The organism is Methylosinus sp. LW4 (assembly GCF_000379125.1).
Lineage (GTDB): Bacteria > Pseudomonadota > Alphaproteobacteria > Rhizobiales > Beijerinckiaceae > Methylosinus.
In genome coordinates, this window is record NZ_KB900627.1 from 476,822 (window position 1) to 498,276 (window position 21,455).

Annotated in this window: 9 protein-coding genes; 4 read left to right on the forward strand and 5 right to left on the reverse strand. The window is 67.5% G+C overall.

Annotation, left to right across the window (positions count from 1 at the left end; genetic code table 11):
* The first annotated feature begins 65 nt into the window (after positions 1 to 65).
* From METLW4_RS25760 to METLW4_RS0121780, 4 genes are all read left to right on the forward strand, one after another.
* The gene (locus METLW4_RS25760) at positions 66 to 392 is read left to right on the forward strand and encodes an SCP2 sterol-binding domain-containing protein (RefSeq protein WP_018268354.1); all 327 of its coding nucleotides are present in this window, start codon (positions 66 to 68) and stop codon (positions 390 to 392) included.
* Between the two features lie 129 nt (positions 393 to 521).
* Entirely contained in the window at positions 522 to 2,684 is a 2,163-nt protein-coding gene (locus METLW4_RS25765) for an AMP-binding protein (RefSeq protein WP_018268355.1), read from the forward strand.
* A complete protein-coding gene (locus tag METLW4_RS0121775; protein ID WP_018268356.1) occupies positions 2,681 to 13,720 on the forward strand; it encodes a type I polyketide synthase in 11,040 nt (3,679 codons plus the stop codon). Before METLW4_RS25765 ends, METLW4_RS0121775 begins: the two co-directional genes overlap by 4 nt.
* Positions 13,721 to 13,938: 218 nt before the next feature.
* Positions 13,939 to 15,336, forward strand: a complete 1,398-nt coding sequence (locus METLW4_RS0121780) for a TolC family outer membrane protein (protein ID WP_018268357.1) — start codon at positions 13,939 to 13,941, stop codon at positions 15,334 to 15,336.
* 57 nt (positions 15,337 to 15,393) lie between these two features.
* Here METLW4_RS0121780 and METLW4_RS0121785 read toward each other — a convergent pair whose 3' ends face one another.
* The 5 genes from METLW4_RS0121785 to METLW4_RS0121805 form a co-directional block, all read right to left on the reverse strand.
* Entirely contained in the window at positions 15,394 to 16,446 is a 1,053-nt protein-coding gene (locus tag METLW4_RS0121785; protein ID WP_018268358.1) for an HlyD family secretion protein, read from the reverse strand.
* Entirely contained in the window at positions 16,443 to 17,165 is a 723-nt protein-coding gene (locus tag METLW4_RS0121790; RefSeq protein ID WP_020493769.1) for an ABC transporter ATP-binding protein, read from the reverse strand. The genes METLW4_RS0121785 and METLW4_RS0121790 overlap by 4 nt, the downstream gene beginning before the upstream one ends.
* On the reverse strand, positions 17,162 to 18,292 hold the full coding sequence (locus METLW4_RS0121795; protein ID WP_026191725.1) for an ABC transporter permease: 1,131 nt from the start codon (positions 18,290 to 18,292) through the stop codon (positions 17,162 to 17,164). The genes METLW4_RS0121790 and METLW4_RS0121795 overlap by 4 nt, the downstream gene beginning before the upstream one ends.
* A 140-nt stretch (positions 18,293 to 18,432) precedes the next feature.
* Positions 18,433 to 20,124 carry a polyketide synthase dehydratase domain-containing protein gene (locus METLW4_RS0121800; RefSeq protein ID WP_198290241.1) on the reverse strand — a complete coding sequence of 564 codons (1,692 nt, stop codon included), beginning with the start codon at positions 20,122 to 20,124 and terminating at the stop codon, positions 18,433 to 18,435.
* Between the two features lie 44 nt (positions 20,125 to 20,168).
* Complete coding sequence (locus tag METLW4_RS0121805) at positions 20,169 to 21,422, reverse strand: 3-oxoacyl-[acyl-carrier-protein] synthase III C-terminal domain-containing protein (RefSeq protein ID WP_018268362.1); 1,254 nt, start codon at positions 21,420 to 21,422, stop codon at positions 20,169 to 20,171.
* Between the last annotated feature and the right edge of the window lie 33 nt (positions 21,423 to 21,455).

Genomic DNA, 21,455 nt, shown 5'->3' on the forward strand with positions numbered 1-21,455 from the left:
GAAGTCCCGCTTTTTCAAACGGCTCCGAGCAGCAATTTTTACGCGTGAGAATTCGAGGAGGGCGCATGCCCACGGTGAAAGACATATTGGATCGGGCCGCCCAGATGATCGACACGCACAGAGACAAGGCGAGCTCTCTGGGCGCCCGCTATAAATTCGTGCTGAAGGGCGAGGGCGCCTGCACTTTTGTGCTCAATCTCACAGCGGATGATCCCGGCGTGCGCGAAGGGGAAAGCGAGGCCGATTGCACGATCCGCGTCGCCGCCACCGATTTCGTCCGCATGGCCGAGGGAGAGGTGGACAGCCGCGATTTGTTCTTCGCCGGAAAGCTGAAAGTCGATGGCGATATGGGGCTCGCGCTGAAGCTGAAGAAGATGGTCGCTTCGGCGTGAGATGAGGGGCGAGCAGGCTTCGCCGGCCCGGGGGCGATAGGCGAAGCCGCTTTGACGAAAGAGGTTGGGACACTGCGTCCACGCCGCGGCTGCGGCGTGATCGGACGCGTGCGCGTTGGGGGCGACGAAATGGGCGCGACGAATTTATTGAGCGGGGTCGAGGAGCTGACGACCGAGCGGCTGCGGCGCCACGCCGTCGAACATCCAGACCGGCTGGCGGCGGCCTTTCTCGACGATGATCTGGAAATCCGCCAATCATGGAGCTTCGGCGAGCTCGATCGCCGGGCGCGCTCCATGGCCGCCTTTCTCCAAAGGCATGGCGCGCCCGGCGAGCGCGTGCTGCTCGCCTTTCCGACCTGCCTCGATTTTCTCGCCGCCTTCTATGGATGTCTGCTCGCAGGAATGCCGGCCGTGCCGACCTCGCTGCCGCTGGCGCATGGCAAGGACAGACGGCTCGAGCTCATCGTCATCGACAGCGGCGCCAAGCTCGTCCTCACCACATCCAAGCATGTCGAGCTGCTGCAGCGGCGCCTCGCCGAAGGCGAAGCCTCGGCGACGCCGATCATCGCCATCGACGATCTCGCCGATGAGAGCGCCGTCTGGCGCGACATTCCGCGCGCGGCCGGCGAGCTGGCGTTTCTCCAATATACCTCCGGCTCGACGCGCGCGCCGGCGGGGGTGATGGTGAGCCACGGCAATGTGGCCGCCAATCTGATGGCGCTGCACGAGGGCTCCGGCTCCTCGCCGGCTTCGGTCTGCGTGAGCTGGTTGCCTTTGTTCCACGATATGGGGCTCGTCGCCGGCGCGCTGGCGCCGACATGGGCCGGATGTCCCGTCTATCTCATGAGCCCGGCGAGCTTCGTGCAGAGCCCCTTGCGCTGGCCGCGCGCCATCTCGCGCTACCGCGGCACGATCGGCGGCGGTCCCAATTTCGCTTATCAGGCCTGCGTCGAGGCGGCGCGCGCGCAGGGCGTCGCCGGGCTCGATCTCTCCTCCTGGACGATCGCCTGGAATGGCGCGGAGCCCGTTCGCGCCTCGACGATCGACGATTTCGCGAAGACATTCGCGCCGGCCGGCTTTCGCGCCGAGACGCTGACGCCCGCCTTCGGCCTCGCCGAGGCGACGCTGCTCGTCACCGGCAAGCGCGGACAGGTTCCGCCGCTCGTTCGCGCGGTCGACGAGGCCGCGCTGCGCAGCGACAATGTCGTCTTCTGTGACGCAGAGGATGCGCGCGGCAAGCGGCTGGTGAGCTCCGGCGAGACGGCGCTCGGCGTCGACGTCCGCATCGTCGATCCCGAAACGCTGGTCGAGGCGCCGCCCTCGCAGGTCGGCGAGATATGGGTGGGCGGCGCCAGCGTCGGCCAGGGCTATTGGAACAAGCCGGAGGAATCGGCGGCGACATTCGGCGCACGCACGGCGGCGGGCGAAGGCCCCTTCATGCGCACGGGCGATCTCGGCTTTCTGACCGATGGCAGGCTCTTCGTCACCGGGCGACGCAAGGATCTGATCGTCATTCGCGGCGTCAATTATTATCCGCAGGATCTCGAGCAGACGATCGAGGCGAGCCATCCGGCCTTGCAGCCGGCCTCCTGCGCCGTCTTCGGCGTCGAGGAGGGCGACGCCGTGCGCCTCGTCGCCGTGCAGGAGCTGCGCCGCAGCGCCTGGCGCTCCGTCGATGCGGCGGAAGTGTTCATGGCCATGCGGCGCGAGGTCGCCCGCGAGCATCAGCTCGCTCTGCATCGCATCGTGCTGCTGAAATCCTTCGGCCTGCCCAAGACCTCGAGCGGCAAGGTCCAGCGCGCCGCCTGCCGCGCCGCGCTCGAGGACGGAACGCTGGCGGCGCTGCACGAATGGCGCTCGACCATGCAAGTCGCGCCCATCGACTTCACCGGCGAGCCGCTCACACAGCCGGGCGTGCTGGAGCGTCAGCTCGTCGATTGGCTGCAGCGCGAATGCGGCGTCGAGAACATCAGCTGGAAGACGCCGCTGATGGATCTCGGCATCGACTCGCTGAAAGGCGTCGAGCTCGGCAATGCGCTCTCCGCCGCCTTCAAGCATTCCTTCCCGGTGACGCTGATGATCGAGCATCCCACAGTGGAGGCGCTCGCCCGGCTCATTCGCGAGGAGGCGCTGGGGATGAAGCCCGCCGAGCCGGAGCCGGAGCCTCCGCCGCCCATCGCCTGGGAAGGCGCCTCGCTCGAGCAGGAGATCGATCTGCTCGACGACGCCGCTCTGGATGCGCTGCTCGAGGGCAGCATAGACGCGGTTCTCAAAATGGATAGACGCTCGTGAGCGAGGCCGACTTCAAGAAGAAGGCGCTATTGGCCATCGAAACTCTGCGCGCCCGCGTGCGCGAGCTCGAGGACGCCCGCGCCGAGCCCATCGCCATCATCGGTTACGCCGCGCGTCTGCCCGGCGCGCGCGACGCGGAAGCCTTCTGGCGCCTGCTGAGCGAGGGGCGGGACGGCATTTCCCCCATTCCCGCCGACCGCTGGGACGCCGACGCTTTCTATGATCCCGATCCCGACGCCGCCGGCAAGGTGACGACGCGTCGCGCCGGCTTCGCCGACGACGTCGCCAATTTCGACGCGCAATTTTTCGGCGTGTCGCCGCGCGAGGCCGAATATCTCGACCCGCAGCACAGATTGGTGCTGGAGACGAGCTGGCATGCGATCGAGCACGCCGGGATCGCCTCGGCTGATCTCGAGGGCAGCCGCACCGGCATGTTCCTCGGCCTCAGCACGCATGACTATCTCTCGCTGCTCTCCGGCAAGCTGGGCTATGCGGTCATCGAGGCCTATTTCGGCACCGGCACCTCGCCGGCCGCCTGCGCCGGACGCGTGAGCTTTCGTCTCGGCTTCGAGGGGCCGGCCGTCACCATAGACACGGCCTGCAGCTCCTCGCTCGTCACCTTGCACGAGGCCGCGCAGGCGCTGCGCGCCGGCGAATGCGACCTCGCCCTCGCGGGCGGCGTGAACGTCATCTACAATGTCGGCACGATGATCAACTTCTCCCGCGCGCGCATGCTCGCGCCGGATGGGAAGTGCAAGACCTTCGACGCCGCCGCCGACGGCTATGTGCGCGGCGAAGGCTGCGGGATCATGGTGCTGAAGCGCCTCTCCGACGCTCTGCGCGACGGCGACAATATTCGCGCGGTGATCCGCGGCAGCGCGGTCAATCAGGACGGCGCCTCGGGCGGCCTCACCGTCCCCAATGGCCGCGCGCAGCAGCGCGTCATTCGCGAGGCGATGAAACAGGCCAATCTCGTCGCCGGCGAGATCGACTTTCTCGAGGCGCATGGCACAGGCACCTCGCTCGGCGATCCGATCGAGGCGCAGGCCGCGGCCGCCGCGCTCGGCGCAGGCCGGCCGGCGGAAAGGCCGCTTCTCATCGGCTCGGCCAAGACCAATATCGGCCATCTCGAGGCCGCGGCCGGCGTCGCCGGCGTGCTGAAGGTGGTCCTGTCGCTCGAGCACGAGCTGCTGCCGAAACATCTCAACTTCCGTACGCCCTCGCCGCATATTCCGTGGAAGCAGCTGCCACTGAAGGTGCTCTCGGAGCCGCGCGAATGGCCGCGCTCCGAACGCGCGCGGCGCGCCGGCGTCAGCTCCTTCGGCTTCTCGGGCACCAACGCCCATGTGATCCTCGAGGAGGCTCCCGCGCCCGCCGCCGCGCCGCAGGAGACCGCGCACCTTCGAGAGCGTCCCTGGCGCCTGCTGCCGATTTCGGCGCGCAGCGCTCCGGCGCTGAAGGCGCTGGCGCAGGCCTATGCCGAACGCGTCGAGGCGCTGCCTTCGGTCGGCGCCTTCGCGAATGTCTGCTACACGGCCGGCGTCGGCCGCTCGCATCTCGAGCATCGCGCGGCGATCGTCGCGGAAGATCCGGCGAGCGCGGCGCGGCTGCTCACGGCGCTCGCCGAGGAGCGTCCGTCGCCCGGCGTTCACATGGGCGTCTCGGCCGATCCGCCGAAGACGGCCTGGCTCTTCACCGGCCAAGGCAGCCAATATGCCGGCATGGGCCGCGAGCTCTATGAGACGCAGCCGATTTTCCGCGACACGCTGGACGAATGCGCCGCGGCGATCAAAGGCATTCTGCCGCGCCCGCTGCTCGATGTGATGCTCGCCGAGGACGGCGCCGTCAACCACACTTCTTACGCGCAGCCGGCGCTGTTCGCGCTCGAAATGGGGCTCGCGCGTCTGTGGCGCAGCTGGGGCGTCTCGCCGGATGTGGTGATCGGCCACAGCGTCGGCCAATATGCCGCGGCCTGCGTCGCCGGCGCTTTTTCGTTGGAGCAAGGCGCGCGTCTCCTCGCCGAGCGCGGACGTCTGTTCGGCGCTCTGCCGGCTGGCGGCTCCATGGCGGCGATCTTCGCCGAGGCGGCCGCCGTCGAGGCGCGCCTGTCCGCCTATCCGCATGTTTCGGTCGCCGCCTATAATGGCGCACATATCGTCATCAGCGGCCCGCAGGCGGATGTTCTGGCGGTGGCCGAGCAATTCCGCGGCGAAGGCAAGCGCGCCGAAGCGCTCGAGACCTCGCACGCCTTCCACTCGGAATTGCTGGAGCCGGCGCTCGACGCATTCGAAGCTTTCGCCGAAAAAATTCCCTTCGAGAATTTGACGCGCACGCTCGTCTGCAATCGCACCGGCAAGGCGCTCGGCGCGCAGACGCGGCTCGACGCGCAATATTGGCGTCGCCATTCGCGCCAGCCCGTGCAATTCGCGCAGAGCGTGCAGACGCTGGCGAGCCTCGGCTGCCGCGTCGTGCTGGAGATCGGCCCGCAGCCGGTGCTCGCGGCGATGGCGCTGCGCGCCTGGCCGGAGACGACTCCGGCGCCGCAGCCGGTCGCCTCGCTGCGTCGCGATTCGTCCGACGCGCGGCAGATAGAGGAGGCTTTGGGCCAGCTCTATGTCGCCGGCGCGCGCATCGATTTCAAAGCCGTCGAGGCGCCGTGGAGGCGCGAGAAGATCGATCTTCCGCTCTATCCGTTCCAGCGCAAGCGCTATTGGTTCAAGCAGACGCGCGCGCCGGCTCAGGACAAGAAGAGCGCCGACTCGCAAATCCTGCAAATGATCGAGGACGGCCAGCTCGAGGAGCTCGGCGGCCGGCTGCGTCTTTCCGACGACAAAGGCGCGACGCAGCGCGTGCTGCAGGCGCTCTACGATCATTATCAGCGCGAGCGCTTCTCGCAGAACACCGCCGAAAATCTCTATGAGCTCGCCTGGAACAAGCGCGCCGGCCGCGATTTCGCGCCTTCGGCGCGCGCAGAGTCTTGGCTCGTCGCCGCTTGCAGCGAAGCGTCGGCCCGTCCTCTCATCGAAGAGCTGACGAGCGCCGGCCACGCCGCGCGCTTCGTCGATCTCGCCGCCGCTGCGGATTTCCCGCGTCTCGTCGCCGCCGCTCTGCCGACGCGCGTCGCGATCCTCACCAATATCGATGCGCCCGAGGGCTTCGGCGAAGCGTCGCTGAAGCGCTTCGAGCAAGTGACGATGGCGGGCGCCTGCGGCCTCTCGCAGGCTCTCGCGGCCTCCGGCGCCAAGACGCCCGTTTTCCTCGTCACCAGCGGCGCGCAGCCGGTCGCGGAGGACGATGCCATCGATCCGACGCAGGGCTGCGCCTTCGGCTTCGGCAAGGTGCTGGCGCTCGAGCATCCCGATCTCTGGGGCGGTCTCGTCGATCTTCCCGCAGCGGAAGCCTCGGCCGCCGATTGGCGCGCCTGCGCGAATATTCTGCGCGCGGAGACGCGCGAGAGCGAGGACCAATTCGCCATTCGCGGCGGCGAGACCTTCATCGTGCGCCTGCGCCGGCGGACGATCGCGGCGGCGCGGCCGCTCGATATCGGGCCGGGCAAGACTTATCTCGTCACCGGCGGCCTCGGCGCGCTGGGATTGGAGGCGGCCGCCTATTTGGCGGGGCAGGGCGCGCGTCATATCGCGCTCACCAGCCGACGCACGCCGGACGATCGCGCGCATCAGCGGCTCGAGGCTCTGCGCGAGCGCTATGAGGGCTGCGAGCTGCGCGTCATTCCAGGCGACGTCTCCTTGGAGGCGGATGTCGCGCGTATTCTGGAGCGCATCCGCGAGTCCATGCCGCCGCTCGCCGGCGTCATTCACGCCGCCGGCGAGATCGACGCGACGCGCCTCACCGCGCTCGAGCAAAAGCACATAGAGAAAGTCTTCGCCGGCAAAGTCTGGGGCGCCTATCGGCTGACGCGCGCGCTCGAAGGCGCGTCGCTCGATTTCTTCATCTCCTTCTCCTCAATCGCCTCCGTGTGGGGCAGCTTCGGCCAGACGGCCTATGCCGCCGCCAATGGCTTTCTCGACTCGCTCGCCGCCTGGCAGCGCCGCCGGGGAATGCCGGGCGCGAGCGTGAATTTCGGTCCCTGGTCCGCCGGCATGGCGGATGAGGCGGCGCGCGAGCAATTGGCCAAGCGCGGCGTGCTCGAGCTTTCGTCCGAACTGGCGCTGAACGGCATGAAAGCGGTGCTCGAATCCGCCGATGGACGCGGCGTCGTGGCGCGCGTCGACTGGGCGCGCTTCCTGCCCGTGTTCCAGCTGCAGGCGCGCCGCGCCTTCATGAAGGAGCTGGAGAAGGAGACGCCCGAGGGCGAGGAGCAGATCATCGGCGGCGGCGCGCTGGCGCAGCGTCTGCTCGCGGCGCCGGCCGAAGGCCGCAAGCGCATGCTGCTCGACCATATGCGGCAGGTGCTGGCCGAGGTGGTGCGTCTCGATCCGGCGCAGATTCGCGAGGAGGCCGGCTTCTTCGATCTCGGCATGGATTCGCTGATGGCGATCGAGCTGCGTAAACGGCTCGAGAAGGACCTCGGCGAGACGCTGCCGGCGACGATGGCGATCGACCATCCGCGCTTGACCGACGCGGCCGATTTCCTGCTCTCGCGCATCGGATTGCAGAATGAGGCGCAGGCCGAGGCCGCGCCGATCGTCCAGACTTTGCGCGCCGACGAGCCGATCGCCATTGTCGGCCTCGCCTGCCGCCTGCCCGGCGCCGGCGGCGCCGACGCCTATTGGGATCTGCTCTCGCACGGCGTCGACGCCATACGAGAGGCTCCGTCCGAGCGCTTCGACATGGACGAGCTCTATGATCCCGACCCGGAAGCGGCCGGCAAAGTCTACACGCGCAACGGCGGCTATATGGAGGGAGTCGATCTCTTCGACTCCGAGCTGTTCGGCGTGTCGCCGCGCGAGGCTCTGTGGATGGAGCCGCAGCAACGCCTCATGCTGGAGACCGCATGGGAAGCGCTCGAGGACGCTGGATTCGGCCCGGCAGGGCTCTCGCGCAGCCGCACCGGCGTCTTCGTCGGCGTCGGCGCCAATGAATATTCGCATCTCCTCGCCGGCTCGCCGGAGGAGATTCAGGCCTATTTCATCACCGGCAATGCGCTCAACGTCATCGCCGGCCGCGTCGCCTTCTCGCTCGGGCTCGAAGGTCCGGCGATGGCGATCGACACCGCCTGCTCGTCGTCACTCGTCGCGCTGCACGAGGCCGCCCAGGCCTTGCGCGCGGGCGAATGCGACATGTCGCTCGCCGCCGGCGTCAATGTGCTCTTGAGCCCGGCGACGACCATCGCCGCCTGCCGCGCGCGCATGCTCTCGCCGGACGGCCGCTGCAAGACCTTCGACGCCTCGGCGGACGGCTATGCGCGCGGCGAGGGCGTCGGCGTGCTGGTGCTGAAACGCTTGTCGGACGCAGAGCGCGACGGCGACCGCATTCGCGCGATCATTCGCGGCAGCGCCGTCAATCAGGACGGCGCCTCCAGCGGCCTCACCGTTCCGAACGGCCGCGCGCAGCAGCGCGTCATTCGCGCGGCGCTGGACCAGGCTGGCCTCGCGCCGGCGGATGTCGATTATATCGAAGCCCATGGCACCGGCACCTCGCTCGGCGACCCCATTGAGGCGCAGGCCGCCGCCGCCGCGCTCGGCGCCGGACGTTCCGCCGATCGGCCTTTGCTCATCGGCTCCGCCAAGACGAACATCGGCCATTTGGAAGCCGCGGCGGGCGTCGCCGGCGTCATCAAAGTGGTGCTGTCGCTGGAGCACGGGCTGCTGCCCAAGCATCTGCATTTCAAGACGCCCTCGCCGCATATTCCGTGGAAGGAGCTGCCACTGAAAATCGTCTCGGAGGCGCGCCTTTGGCCGCGCTCCGAGCGCAAGCGGCGCGCCGGCGTCAGCTCTTTCGGCTTCTCCGGCACCAACGCCCATGTGATCCTCGAAGAAGCGCCGGCGCCTGCCGCCGCGCCGGCAGGCGAGACCGCCGCTCCCCCCGAGCGCCCTTGGCATATGCTGCCGCTCTCGGCGCGCAGCGCTCCGGCGCTGCAGGCGTTGGCGCAAGCCTATGCCGCGCGCGTCGACGCGCTGCCTTCGATCGCCGCATTCGCCGATGTCTGCCATACCGCCGGCGTGGCGCGCTCCCATCTCGAGCACAGGGCGGCGATCGTCGCGCAGGACGGCGCCGACGCCGCGCGCCTGCTGACGGCGCTCGCCGAGGGGCGTCCCGCGCCGGGACTTCACTCGGGCGTTTCGGCGGATCCGCCGAAGACCGCCTGGCTGTTCACCGGACAGGGCAGCCAATATTCCGGCATGGGCCGCGCGCTCTACGAGACGCAGCCGCTATTCAAGGAGACGCTGGACCAATGCGCCGCGGCGATCGGCGATATTCTGCCGCGCCCGCTGCTCGACGTGATGTTCGGCGAGGACGGCGCGATCAATCATACATCCTATGCGCAGCCGGCCTTGTTCGCGCTGGAGATGGGCCTCGCGCGCCTGTGGCGCAGCTGGGGAATGACGCCGGACATCGTGCTCGGCCATAGCGTCGGCCAATATGCGGCCGCCTGCGTCGCCGGCGCCTTTTCACTGGAGCAGGGCGCGCGTCTGCTCGCCGAGCGCGGACGTCTGTTCGGCGATCTGCCGGCCGGCGGCTCGATGGCGGCGGTCTTCGCCGAGGCGGGCGTCGTGGAGGCGCGGCTCGCCTCCTATCCGCGCGTCTCCGTGGCCGCCTATAATGGCGCGCATATCGTCATCAGCGGTCCGCAGGAGGATGTGCGGGCGCTGGTCGAGGCCTTCCGCGGCGAGGGTCGCCGCACGGAAGAGCTGGAGACCTCGCACGCCTTCCATTCCGAGCTGCTGGAGCCAGCGCTCGACGCTTTCGAGGCCTTCGCGGCGCAGACGCCCTTCGAGACGCTGACGCATACGCTCATTTGCAATCGCACGGGCCGGGCGCTGGATGCGCAGACGCGATTGGACGCGCAATATTGGCGTCGTCATTCGCGCCAGCCGGTGCAATTCGCGCAGAGCGTGCAGACGCTCGCCGAGCTGGGCTGCCGCGTGCTGGTGGAGATCGGCCCGCAGCCAGTGCTCGCGGCCATGTCGCTGCGCGCCTGGCCGGATGCGCGGCCCGCGCCGCAAGCGGTCGCCTCGCTGCGCCGGGACTCCTCCGGCGCGCGGCAAATCGAGGAGGCCTTGGGCCAGCTCTATGTCGCCGGCGCGCGGCCGGATTTCGCGGCGATCGACGCGCCGTGGAAGCGCAGCAAGGTCGACATTCCGAAATATCCGTTCCAGCGCAAGAAATATTGGCCGCGCGCCATCGTCGCGCGGGGCGGCGGCGCAGCGGGCGCCGGCGCGCTGCTCGGCTCGCTCTGCGATCTCCCCTCGGGCGATACGGTCTATGCGACCTGCTTCAGCGTGAAACATCTGCCCTGGCTCGAGGACCATGTGATCTATGGCGCCATGGTCGTGCCCGGCGCCACCTACGCCTCCATGGCGCTCGCCGCCCTCGGCGCGCCGGCGCAGCTACGCGAAGTGTTCTTCTACGAGCCCATCGTCTTCACCGGCGAGGAGCAGCGCGACGTGCAATTGACGCTGCGCGCCAGCGAGGAGGCTGCGCCCAGCCTGCGCAAGTTCGAGGTCCACAGCCGCCCGCGCGGCGATCGCGACGCGAGCTGGTCGCTCAACGCCTCCGGCAGCGTGGAGTTCGAGACCGCGATCGGCGACGAGGCGCCCGAGGCCATGGATGCGATCATCGGCCGGCTGTCGCCCATGTCGCCGCAGCGCCTTTTCGACGGTTTCGCGGAGAATGAGCTGCGCTGGGGGCCGAACTGGTCCGGCTCGCTGCACGCGCTCTGGGCGGAAGGCCCCGAGGCGGTGGGCGAGCTGCAGGCCGGCGAGGAGCTTTCCGAGCATATTTCGAGCGAGCCCATTCATCCGGTGCTGCTCGATCTCTGCACCGGCGTCGCCGGCGCCGTGCTGCTCGCCGCTGCGCCCGAGGCCGCGGCCGATGACGGCAGCCTGTTCCTGCCGCTGCGTTATGAGCGCGTCACTCTGCGCGAGAAAATGCCGCGCCGCTTCTACTGCCATGCGCGCTGGCGCGCCGACGCCGATGAGCGCTCCGAGACACAGGCCTTCGATCTCGTCTTCGCCGATGGCGAGGGACGCTATCTCGGCGGCATAGACGATTTCGTCGTCAAGCGCGCCCCCCGTCAGGCGCTGCTGCGCGGCCTCGGCGTCGACGCCGGCCGACTGCTGCATCTCCTGAGCTGGCGCGAGCGGCCGCTCGTTGCGGCGCCGGCCGCCGACGCCGCGACGTCCGAAGTCGCGCTCATCGTCGCTGCGCCCGATCATCCGCGGCTCCCGGCTCTGCGCGCGGCGCTGGCCGAGCGTGGACGCCGCGTCGTCGCAGTCGCCCCGGCCGCGGCCTATGAGCGGCGGGACGACGGCTTCACGCTCGATCCGCGCGACGCCGAACATTGGCGCAAGGCTTTTCTCGCGCTCTCCGAGGCGGGCGAGAGCGCCTTTGCGCTGGTCTTTCTGGCGACCGGCCACGCCGGGCCTATCGAGGCCGAGCCGAGCGATGCGCTCGTCGACCGCCTCACCGGCGATCTCGATGGAATCATCGGCGCGACGCGTTATCTGGTCGGCTCGGGCGCGACGGCGCCGGCGCGGGGCCTATGGCTCGTCACCGAGCGCGCCGTCGCCGCCGATCCGAGCGAGAATGTCGATCCGGCGCAATCGGCGATCTGGGGCCTCGGCCGCACCATTCTCGCCGAGCAATCCGACGCCCATTGCGCGCTCGTCGACACGGATGGGAGCACCGAGGCTCTGCAATCCCTCGCCGACGCGCTGCTCTCCGGCGCGCCGGAGCCGGAATTCGCGCTGCGCCGGAAAAAATGCATGGCGCCGCGGCTGATGCCCTGGGCGCGCAGCGGATTGCTCGCGGCGCCGACGCAGGATTATCGCCTGCAGCCGAGCGAGCGCGGCGCCATCGACAATCTGCGCCTCGCGCCGGAGAGCTTCGCGCCGCCGGGGCCGGGACATGTGCAGCTGCGTCCGCTCGCGGGCGGCTTGAACTTCCGCGACGTGCTCAATGTGCTCGGCCTCTATCCCGGCGATCCGGGCGAGATCGGCGGCGAGCTGGCCGGCGTGGTGACGGCGGTGGGCGAGGGCGTCGAGGGTTTCGCGGTCGGCGATCGCGTCTTCGGCTTCGCGCCGGGCGGCGCTTTCGCGACCGCGGTGAACACGCCCTATCCTTTCCTGACGCATCAGCCGGAGCGCATCAGCGCGGCGGAGGCGGCGACGCTGCCGGCGGCCATGCTGACCGTCATGCTGGGCTATGAATGGGCGCTGCCGAAAAAGGGCGAGCGCGTGCTGATCCATGCGGCCTCTGGCGGCGTCGGCCTCGCGGCCGTGCAGCTCGCGCAAAAGGCGGGAGCGATCGTCTACGCCACGGCGAGCTCGCCCAAGCAGCAGACGCTGCGCGATCTCGGCGTCGAACATATCTACGATTCACGCACGCTCGATTTCGCTGATGAGATTTTGGCGGACACCGGCGGCGCCGGCGTCGATGTGGTGCTGAACAGCCTGACGAGCGAAGGCTTCGTCGCCGCCACTGTGCGCGCGACGGCGCAGGGCGGCCGCTTCATCGAGATCGCCAAGCGCGACATTTGGACAGCCGAAGCGATGGCCGCGGCGCGGCCCGACATCGCCTATCACATATTGGCGCTGGACGATGTGATGCGCGACGATCTCCCGCGCATCGAGCGAATGCTGGATAAGCTCGCCGAGGATCTTCGCCGCGGCGAATTGCGGACGCTGCCTTTCATGGCCTATCCGATCACCGAGGCGAAAACGGCCTTCCGCTGCATGCAGCAGGCCCGCCACATCGGCAAGATCGTGCTCACCGTGCCGGAGGCGCCCGCGCCGCGTCGCGATCGAAGCTATCTCGTCACCGGCGGCCTCGGCGCGCTCGGCCTGCGCGCGGCGGAATTTCTGGCGCAGCAGGGCGCCGGACGCCTCGTGCTCACCAGCCGCCGCCCACCGGACGACAGCGCGAAAGAGACGATTGCGGCGATCACGTCGCAATATGATTGCCAAGTCGACGCCATCACGGCCGATGTCGGCGACGAAGCGAGCCTCCGCGCTCTGCTCGAGGGCGTGCGGCGCGACGGACCGCCGCTCGGCGGCGTCTTCCATCTCGCCGGCGTGCTGGACGATGCGCTGATCCCGCAGCAGACGCCGGAAAAAGTGCGGAGGACCCTCGCGCCGAAAGCGCTCGGCGCCTGGCTGCTGCATGTTTTGACGCTCGAGGACGCGCCGGAGCTCTTCGTGATGTTCTCCTCGGCGTCGGCCGTTCTCGGCTCGCCGGGGCAGGCGAATTACGCGGCGGCCAACGCCTTCCTCGACGGTCTCGCGGCGCATCGCCATGCGCTGGGCCTGCCGGCGGCGAGCGTGAATTACGGGCCTTGGGCCGAGGCCGGCATGGCGGCGAGCGAGGCCGCGCGCGTCAATCTCGGAAGGCAAGGGCTGACGCCCTTGAAGCCGGCGATGGCGCTCTCAGCCATGGCGGAGATGATCCGTCATGGCGCAACGCAGGCCATCGTCATCGGCGCGCAATGGCAGCGCATCGCCAAGCTGATGGGACCGACGCGCCCGCCCATGCTGGAGCATGTGCTGCCCAAGGCCGCCGCGGCTCAGGCCTTCGACGGCGCTTTTTTGAAGCAGCTCGAAAAAGTGCCGGAGGCGCAGCGCGCCGACTTCCTGACCGAGCATCTGCAAGGGCAATTGCAGCATATTCTGGGGCTCGCGCAGCCGCCCGCGCCGGACAGCCGCTTCCTCGAGCTGGGGATGGATTCGCTGATGGCGGTGGAACTGCGCAATCGCCTGCTCGGGCAATTCGGCGCCTCGGTCTCCATTCCTTCGACCGTCGTCTTCGATCATCCGACGCTGCGCGCGCTGGCCGAATATCTCGCCAGCCAGACAGCAGGGGGCGGCGCGGTGGAAGCGGCGGAACCGGAGAGGGCGCTCGTGGAACCGCCGTCGTGAGCGGTTCCGAGCCTCCCCTGGCCCATAGGGACGCGACGTGACGACAAAGACGCTTTTATGAGCAATTTTCTGAGCTTGCAGGCAATCTCAGAGACTAGCTTTCCTTGACAGCGCGTGTCTCGAAAGCTAGTACCGTCAACAGGTCGTTAATTCGGCCGCCCCGAGCTTTACGCTCGTGTCATATTTGTAATTCGCGCTCCAAAGGGCGGCTGGCACGGATGAAAATACATGCGTGCATCATCATCGGCCTGACGGCGGTCGGCGCGATACTCGCGCCCGCCAGCGCCGAGACTTTGCCATCGGCTCTCGCGAGCGCCTATGCCTATAATCCCGATCTCAACCAGCAGCGCGCCAGCGTGCGCGTGCATGACGAGAGCGTCGCCAAAGCCTGGAGCGGCCTGCGGCCCAACGCCTCGGTGATCGCCGGCCTCGGCGCCATGCGGACCGAATTGCTGGTGCCGACGATCCGCCTGCCCTTCATGCATGAGCGCATCTATCTGCATGGCGACCATGACGGCAATCCGCAGGCCGTGACCGTCAATGTCTCGCAGACGCTCTTCGACGGCGGCCGCACGCTCAACAATGTGAAGAAAGCCGAATCCACCGTTCTCTCGGCGCGCGCCAATCTGCGGCTGATCGAGCAGGCGGTCCTGCAGAACGCGGCGACCGCCTATATGGACGTGCTGCGCGACACGGCGATCCTGTCGCTGCGTCAGAACAATATTCGCGTGCTGGAGCTGCAGCTCGCCAACACGCGGGAGAATGCGGCCGCCGGCTATCTGACCGAGACCGACGTCGCTCAGGCGGAAGCGGCCCTGTCGCAGGCGCGCTCCGATCTCTATGGCGCGCAGGCGCGGCTGAAGAGAAGCGCGGCCAGCTATCATCGCATCGTCGGCGAGGAGCCCAAGCGGCTGCAGCCCGCGGGCTCGGTGGAAAAGCTGCTGCCGCGCAGCGTCGAGGACGCCATCGCCATCGCCACAGGCGCTCACCCCGGCGTGGAGGCGGCGCATCATCAGGTCGATGCGGCCGAATTCGCCGTCCATGCCGCGGAGGCGGATCTTCTTCCATCCGCCTCGGTGAGCGGCCAGCTCTCGCAGCAGAACGACTTCTTCCTGGGCCTGCCCGGATGGCGGCAATTCAGCTATGGCGTCAATGTGAACTTCCGCGTTCCGCTCTATCAGGGCGGCGCCGATTTCGCCTCGGTGCGCCAGGCGAAGGAGCAGGTGGGCCAGGCCCGCTTCGGCGTGGATATGCAGATGGGCGACGCGCGCGCCAATGTCGTCGGCAGCTACGCCTCGCTGGAGGCCGCCAAGCTGCAGATGAAGTCGGACCACGCCACGGTGAAAGCCGCAGAAATGGCGCTCAACGGCGTGCGCGAGGAGGCGAAGGTCGGCCTGCGCACGACGCTCGACGTTCTCAACGCGCAGCAGAGCCTGCTTCATGCGCGGGTGAATGTCGTCGTCTCACAGCATGACGTCGTCGTCGCCTCCTATGCGGCGCTGGCCTCGATCGGCCGGCTGAACCGGGCGGCGTTGAATCTGGACGTCGAGCATTACGACGCCGAGCAGCACTTCGAGAATGTGCGCGGCAAGTTCTTCGGCGTGGATACGCCCTGAACGACCTGCCGAGAATATCCCGTCGAAGAGCCGGCTTTCCTCAACGAGACGGCTTTCTCAACGAGCTGGCTTGGCGGCGACGAGCTCTCCGAAGAGATAGGCGTCCACTCTGAGCCCGACGGGCAGCTTGGCGTCGTCGTCGAGATCGATGAGCACTTGCAGGACCTTCGTGTCGACGCGGTCGCCGGGACGCCCGGTCTGCACGATCTTCGAGCCCATTCGCGACGACACCCAGCTCACGCGGCCCTGGAACTTGCGCCCCGGATAGGCGTCGCTGACCACCTCGACGCGCTGATCCGGCGTCACCTTGCCGATGTCGGTCTCGTCCACCTCGGCGCGCACCTTGAGGCCGCGCAGATCGCCGACGATCGCGACCGCCGTCGGCGGCACATTGGTGACAGTCTCGCCCACCTCATGGGTGCGGCGCAAGACGGTTCCCGCCACCGGCGAACGAATGAAGGTCTTGTCGAACATCGCTTTCGCCGAGGCCAGCTCCGCATCGGCGAGCCGCAGCCGCGCGCGCGCGGCGTCGACGTCCTCGGAGCGCGCCCCGCTCTGCAATTGCGCGAGGCGCTGGGCGGCGACGGTGCGGCGCGCCTCGCTGGCGTCGAGATTGGCCTTCGTCTGATCGAGCATCGCCTGCGGCGAGACGCCCCGCTTGGCCAGCGGCAGCCGGCGCTCATAGTCGCGCCGCGCATATTTGAGCCCGGCGTCGGCTTCCGAAAGAGCGGCCTCAGCCTCGCGCAGCTCCTCGGCGCGCGCGCCATGCAGAATGCGGTCGAGCTCGGCCTGACGGAGCGCGAGCTGCGCCTGCGCGGAGGCGACGCGCGCGCTCTGCTCGGCGTTGTCGATGATGGCGATGATCTGCTCCGCCGTCACCTCGTCATTCTCCTCGACCTTGAATTCCTTGATGACGCCGACGATCTGCGCGGAGATCTCGCGCTCCTTGCTATTGGGCTCGACGACGCCGGGCGCGGCGGCGACCCGATGCTGCGAGACGAGCTTGGTGCTCGATGAGAGCGCCTGCTCCGCGCGGCCGCTCATCGTGGACGATACGGCGGCGAGGCCGACGAGAAGAAGAATGGCCGGCGACGGCCGATCGAGTTTCATGACGCGCTCCCTGCGCCGAAGGAATGGGACGATTCTGGAGGCTTATCGACGATGCGGCCGTCCTCCAGATGCAAGACGCGATTCGCGAACTGAAAAATGCGAAAGTCATGCGTGACGATGACGACGGCGCGGCGGCCGTTGCGCGCGAGCGCCTGCAGAAGCTCCATCGCCTTCAGACCATTCTCGGAATCGAGCGCCGCCGTCGGCTCGTCGGCGATGAGGATCTCGGGATCGGCGGCGAGCGCGCGCGCGATCGCCACGCGCTGCTTCTGTCCGATGCTGAGCTCCGCCGGAAAAGCGTCGATGCGATGACCGAGGCCGACGCTGCCGAGCAGCTCATGCGCCCGGACACGCGCGACATCCTTATCGACGCCCATGAGATCGAGCGCGACCATCACATTCTCCGTCGCCGTCAGCATCGGGAACAGATTATGCGCCTGAAAGATGAAGCCGAAATGTTGAAGGCGGAGCTCGGCGAGCCGATCTTCGTCCAAAGTCTCGGTGGACTTGCCGCAAATGGTGATCTTGCCGGCGGTGGGGCGCAGCAGATGGCCGAGGATATGGACCAGCGTCGTCTTGCCGCTGCCGGAAGGGCCGACGAGGAGCAGGACTTCCGCCGGCAGAATATCGATGTCGATATTCTTCAGAACCTGGACGGCGCTCGGCCCTTCGCCGAAATTGTGAACGAGGCCGCGCGCGCTCAAAATGGGCTGCATCATCGGAACACCTTCACCGGATCGATCGTCATCACCTTGCCGATCGAGCCGATCGAGGCGGCGACGCACATCAGCATTGTCGCCACGACGATGCCGAAGGCGAGCCAGAGCGGCACCTCCGGCGCGGAGCTGAGATTGCGGGTGAAGATCACGACGACGCCGATGACGCCGAGGCCGATCGCCGCGCCGAACACGCCGCCGAGCACGGCCTGCTGCACGATGATGCGGTAGAGATAGGAGCGCGGGCCGCCCATGGCGCGAATGACGGCGTATTCCGGCAGGCGGTCCATCGTGCTGGCGTAGAGAGTCTGCGCGACGATGACGACGCCGACGAGCAGCGCCAGCAGAGTGGAGCTGACCAGCGTGATGCCGGCGCCGGTGGTCACGAGCCAATAATATTGGCTGCGCCAGGCGAGCTGTCCCGCCGTCAGCACCTCGACCTCCGACATGCGCGCGGCGAGCGCCTCGGCCACGGCCTCCGGTCTATAGCCCTCGGCGACGCGCACCAGCACATAGGCGATGTCATTGTCCGGCGCATAGAAGAAGGATCGCGCCTTGGCGAGCGACATGAACACATAGGGCGCCTGGGTGAAGGTCCTTATGCCGTCCGTGAAGCCGACCACGCGAATTCTGTGGCTGTTGATCTCGACCGTCTCGCCGAGCGTGCGAATGCCGAGCTTATCGGCATAGAGGCGATCGATCACCGCGCCGTCCGGCTCCGCCAGCGCCTCTTTCGCGCTCGGCCCCTCGACCATGGCGAAGGGCAGGCCCATGGTCGAATCGGGATCGATGCCGATGACGATGACGATCTGCCGAACGCCGTCCGGGCGCTTCAGAAAGCCGAAGTGGAGCATATAGGGCTCGGCCGCCGCGACGCCCTCCACCGACAGCGCCTGAAAGCGCCGCCGCTCCTGCAGAGGCGTCGCGAGATCGACGCTGGGCACGCCTTCCGCCGTGATCCAGAGATCGGCGCCGGCGTGATCGACGACGGTCGAGATCGTATGAACGAAATTCAGCAGCATTCCGAGCTGAATGCCCATCAATATCGTGGAGAAGGCGATGCCGGTGAGCGTGATGGCGAAGCGGATGCGATCATGGACGAGATTTCGCCATGCGATGAGCAAGGTCATCCGCGCGCCTTTCGACGCGGCGGCCGAGACGCTCTCGGCGCGGCTTTTCAGCGCGTATAGGGTATCGCCGGACACAAGGACCCTTTCCACCTCGCCGCCAGCCGCCCCGCGGGGGACATTGCGGCGCCCTCGGAAAATACTCAAGCCGAGGCGCATTCCGCGCCTCGGGGCGGAAGAGGAACGTCCTCCGTCACACAAGCTATTATAAAGCCATTGCTTTCTATAGTCTCGACAGCATAGGCGGACATGGTTTCCCGATCCTGGATTCGAATGCTCCCCTGTGGCGAAAAATCGACCGCTTCGAGCGATTTCAGCCTTCCGTCGACGCCGGAGCCGAGCAGCTTTCCCACCGCCTCCTTGGCTCCCCAGAGCCGGGTGATCCATTCGGCGCGACGGGACGCTGCGAGCGCCTTCACCTTCTCGCGCTCGTCAGGGCCGGCGACGGCGGCGAGAAATCCATCGTCCCGATCGGCGATCCGCTCTATGTCGACGCCGACGCGCCCGCTATGGGCGGCGGCGATCGCCCGATCCTCGCAATGGGCGATGCTGACATGGGGCAGGGCCTCGCGCCCGTCCGCGCCGGCGACATAGGGGCGGCCGGCCGGGTCGGATCGGAGGAGGATCGCGGCCGGATGCGCCATTTCGGCCCCCGTGCGGTCGCTGATCCAGCGTCGGACGCAATCCTTGGCGACCGTGCGGCCGAGCAGCCATTGGCGCTGGCGCGCCGGAAAGCGGGTGTGGCTCTCATAGACGGCGGCTTCCTCGAGGCCGAGACAATCGCGCGCGAGCATTCGCGGATCGAATTTGCCGAGATCGGGCTCGGCGAGGTGGAGGACCAGCGGGCCGTCGGCCGTGTTCCCGACCGGCGCGGGCCGGCCGAGCAGAAATTGTCCGGGCGCGCGGCGGTAATCGACGAGCCGCCGCTCCCATTGGAATTTCCAGCAGCGCAAATCCGCGATACGCATCCAGACGCCGCCTTCGCCATCCTCCACCTCGACATCGGCGTGAATGGTCTTGCCGTCGGTCTTGCGCAGCTCGATGCGCACGGGGACGAGCGATCCCGCGGGCGGCGTCGGCCGATAGAGCTCGAGCTTGCCGAGCCCCACGGGAAACGCATAGCGATCCCGCTGCATCGCATGGACGCCCACCATCTGGCAGATAGCGTCGAGCACGCAGGGCTGCAGCAGCAGCTGAGGCTCCGTTGTGGAGCGAAACAGGCCGGCGGGCGAGGGGATGCGCAAATGGCCGGCGATGCGCCGATCCTCGACGAAAACCTCGCCGAAGAGGCAGCGGAAGGCCGGCCCATGGAACAAATGACGCTCGGCGTAGAGGTGCGCGGCGTCGATCCTGAGCGCGGTCCCTGCGTCGAGCGCGTCGAAATCCGGGAACAGCTCCAACAGATAGTAGCGGCCGAACAGCAGCGTCGCCTCGATCGACGGCCCGCTCTGGCCTTCGGCGCGAATGGCGGCGCGCACGAATGTAGCCTCGCGCTGCGGATCATAGCGGTCGAGACGCGCTTCGATCGTCAAAATTGCGGACTCGGCGTCGACGAGATCGATCCATCTCGTCGCCTTTATCTCCTCGACGCCGATGAGCCCCTGTCCCGGAACGACACAGGCCGCGACCTCCGCCATCGCCTCTATGCTCATCGTCATCGGCAGCACGGGCAGACAGGCCGAGAGCGGCTTGACGCCGGGCGCGTGAACAAAGGCGTGGTCGGCGAGATAGAGGTCCTCGTCGAGATGCAGGACGCGCTCGACGAGGACGCTCTCGCCTTGCGTCGCGGCGATGACGCGGCCGACGAAAGGCAGCGCGCCGCCGCGTCTCGACACGATCCGATCCCGAGCTTCGAGCACGGCGTCCATGCGATCCGCGCTCAGATCTTCTCGAGCACGAGGCCGGTCGCGGTGAGGCCGGGGCCGAAGCCCAGCGCCACGACATGCGCGCCCGTGGGAATGGAGCGCTCCTCGACGATCGCCTTCAGAATATGCGGCACGGTGGCGGAGGACATATTGCCATTCTCGAAGAACACATTCTTGCTCATCGCCACCTGATCGTCGTCGAGCTTCAGCTCGGATTGGATATGCTCGACGATCTTGGGTCCGCCGGGGTGAATGGCGAAATAGAGCCGGCTGCGCTCGCGCTCGAAATCCAGCCCGGCGCGGCGCAAAAGGTCCTCGACAAAGCCTTTGACCGCGGCCTTGATGACCACCGGCACCATGATCGACAGGCTCATATGGAAGCGCGTCGGACCCGGCACCCAGGTCATGTCGTCGGCCGAGTCGGGAAGCAGATGCTCGTTATAGGCGAGCACCTTGAGGCCGGAGAGGCCCTGGCTCCTCAGATAATCCTCGGTGACGGCGGAGTATTTGATGAAGCCGTCCGCGAACAGAGTCATGGTGATGATGTTCTGCGCGGTGAGCTCCTCGGCGTCGCGATGCGCGGAGAGAATCTCCGTATGCACGATATCGACGCGCTCCTTCGGCGGCGTGACGCCCATATGGGAGGAGGCGAGAAAGCCATGCGCCATGCGTATGGCCGGAAAGGCGCCGTAGCAGCCCATATGATAGCTGTGCGTGACGGTCGTGCGCAGCCAGCCCTTTTTCGCGGTCATGCGCTCGACCGGGCTCGGCGCGAGATAGCCCGAGCAGGTGACATGGATGAGATCGTCCGGCGCCTCGAAAACATCGGCGTATAGTTTCTCGAGGCAATCATCCGCGACATGCGCGTAGCTCTCGTGCCGCGCCTTCAAATCCTTCGGATTGAGATCGCGGTAATTGTCGAAGAGCCGCATATATTCTTCTTCCGGCTCGGCGACGGAGAATTCGCCGTCGGCGAAGACGATATCCTTCAGGCGCGGAAAAAAGACGAGCTGGCGCGCTTTCACGACCGAGGGAGACAGTCCGTAATTGGAAAATTTCTGCCTGATCTCCTGATGCTTGGCGAAGAACGCCTCTTTGTCGGTCAGACCGTTGCGCGAGCAGAAGGCGCGCGCGAATCCATAGGCGCTGAGCTCCAGCGTCAGACCTTGCGGCGTCGGATCGGCCATGCGCACCGGAACGAAATCGGTGAGGCAGCAAGCATTTTTGACGCTGGCGCGCGTAAGGCGCTCGGTAAGTGCGAAAGACATTTTTTAAACCCCCTCTTCGACCCGCCCGTTTCG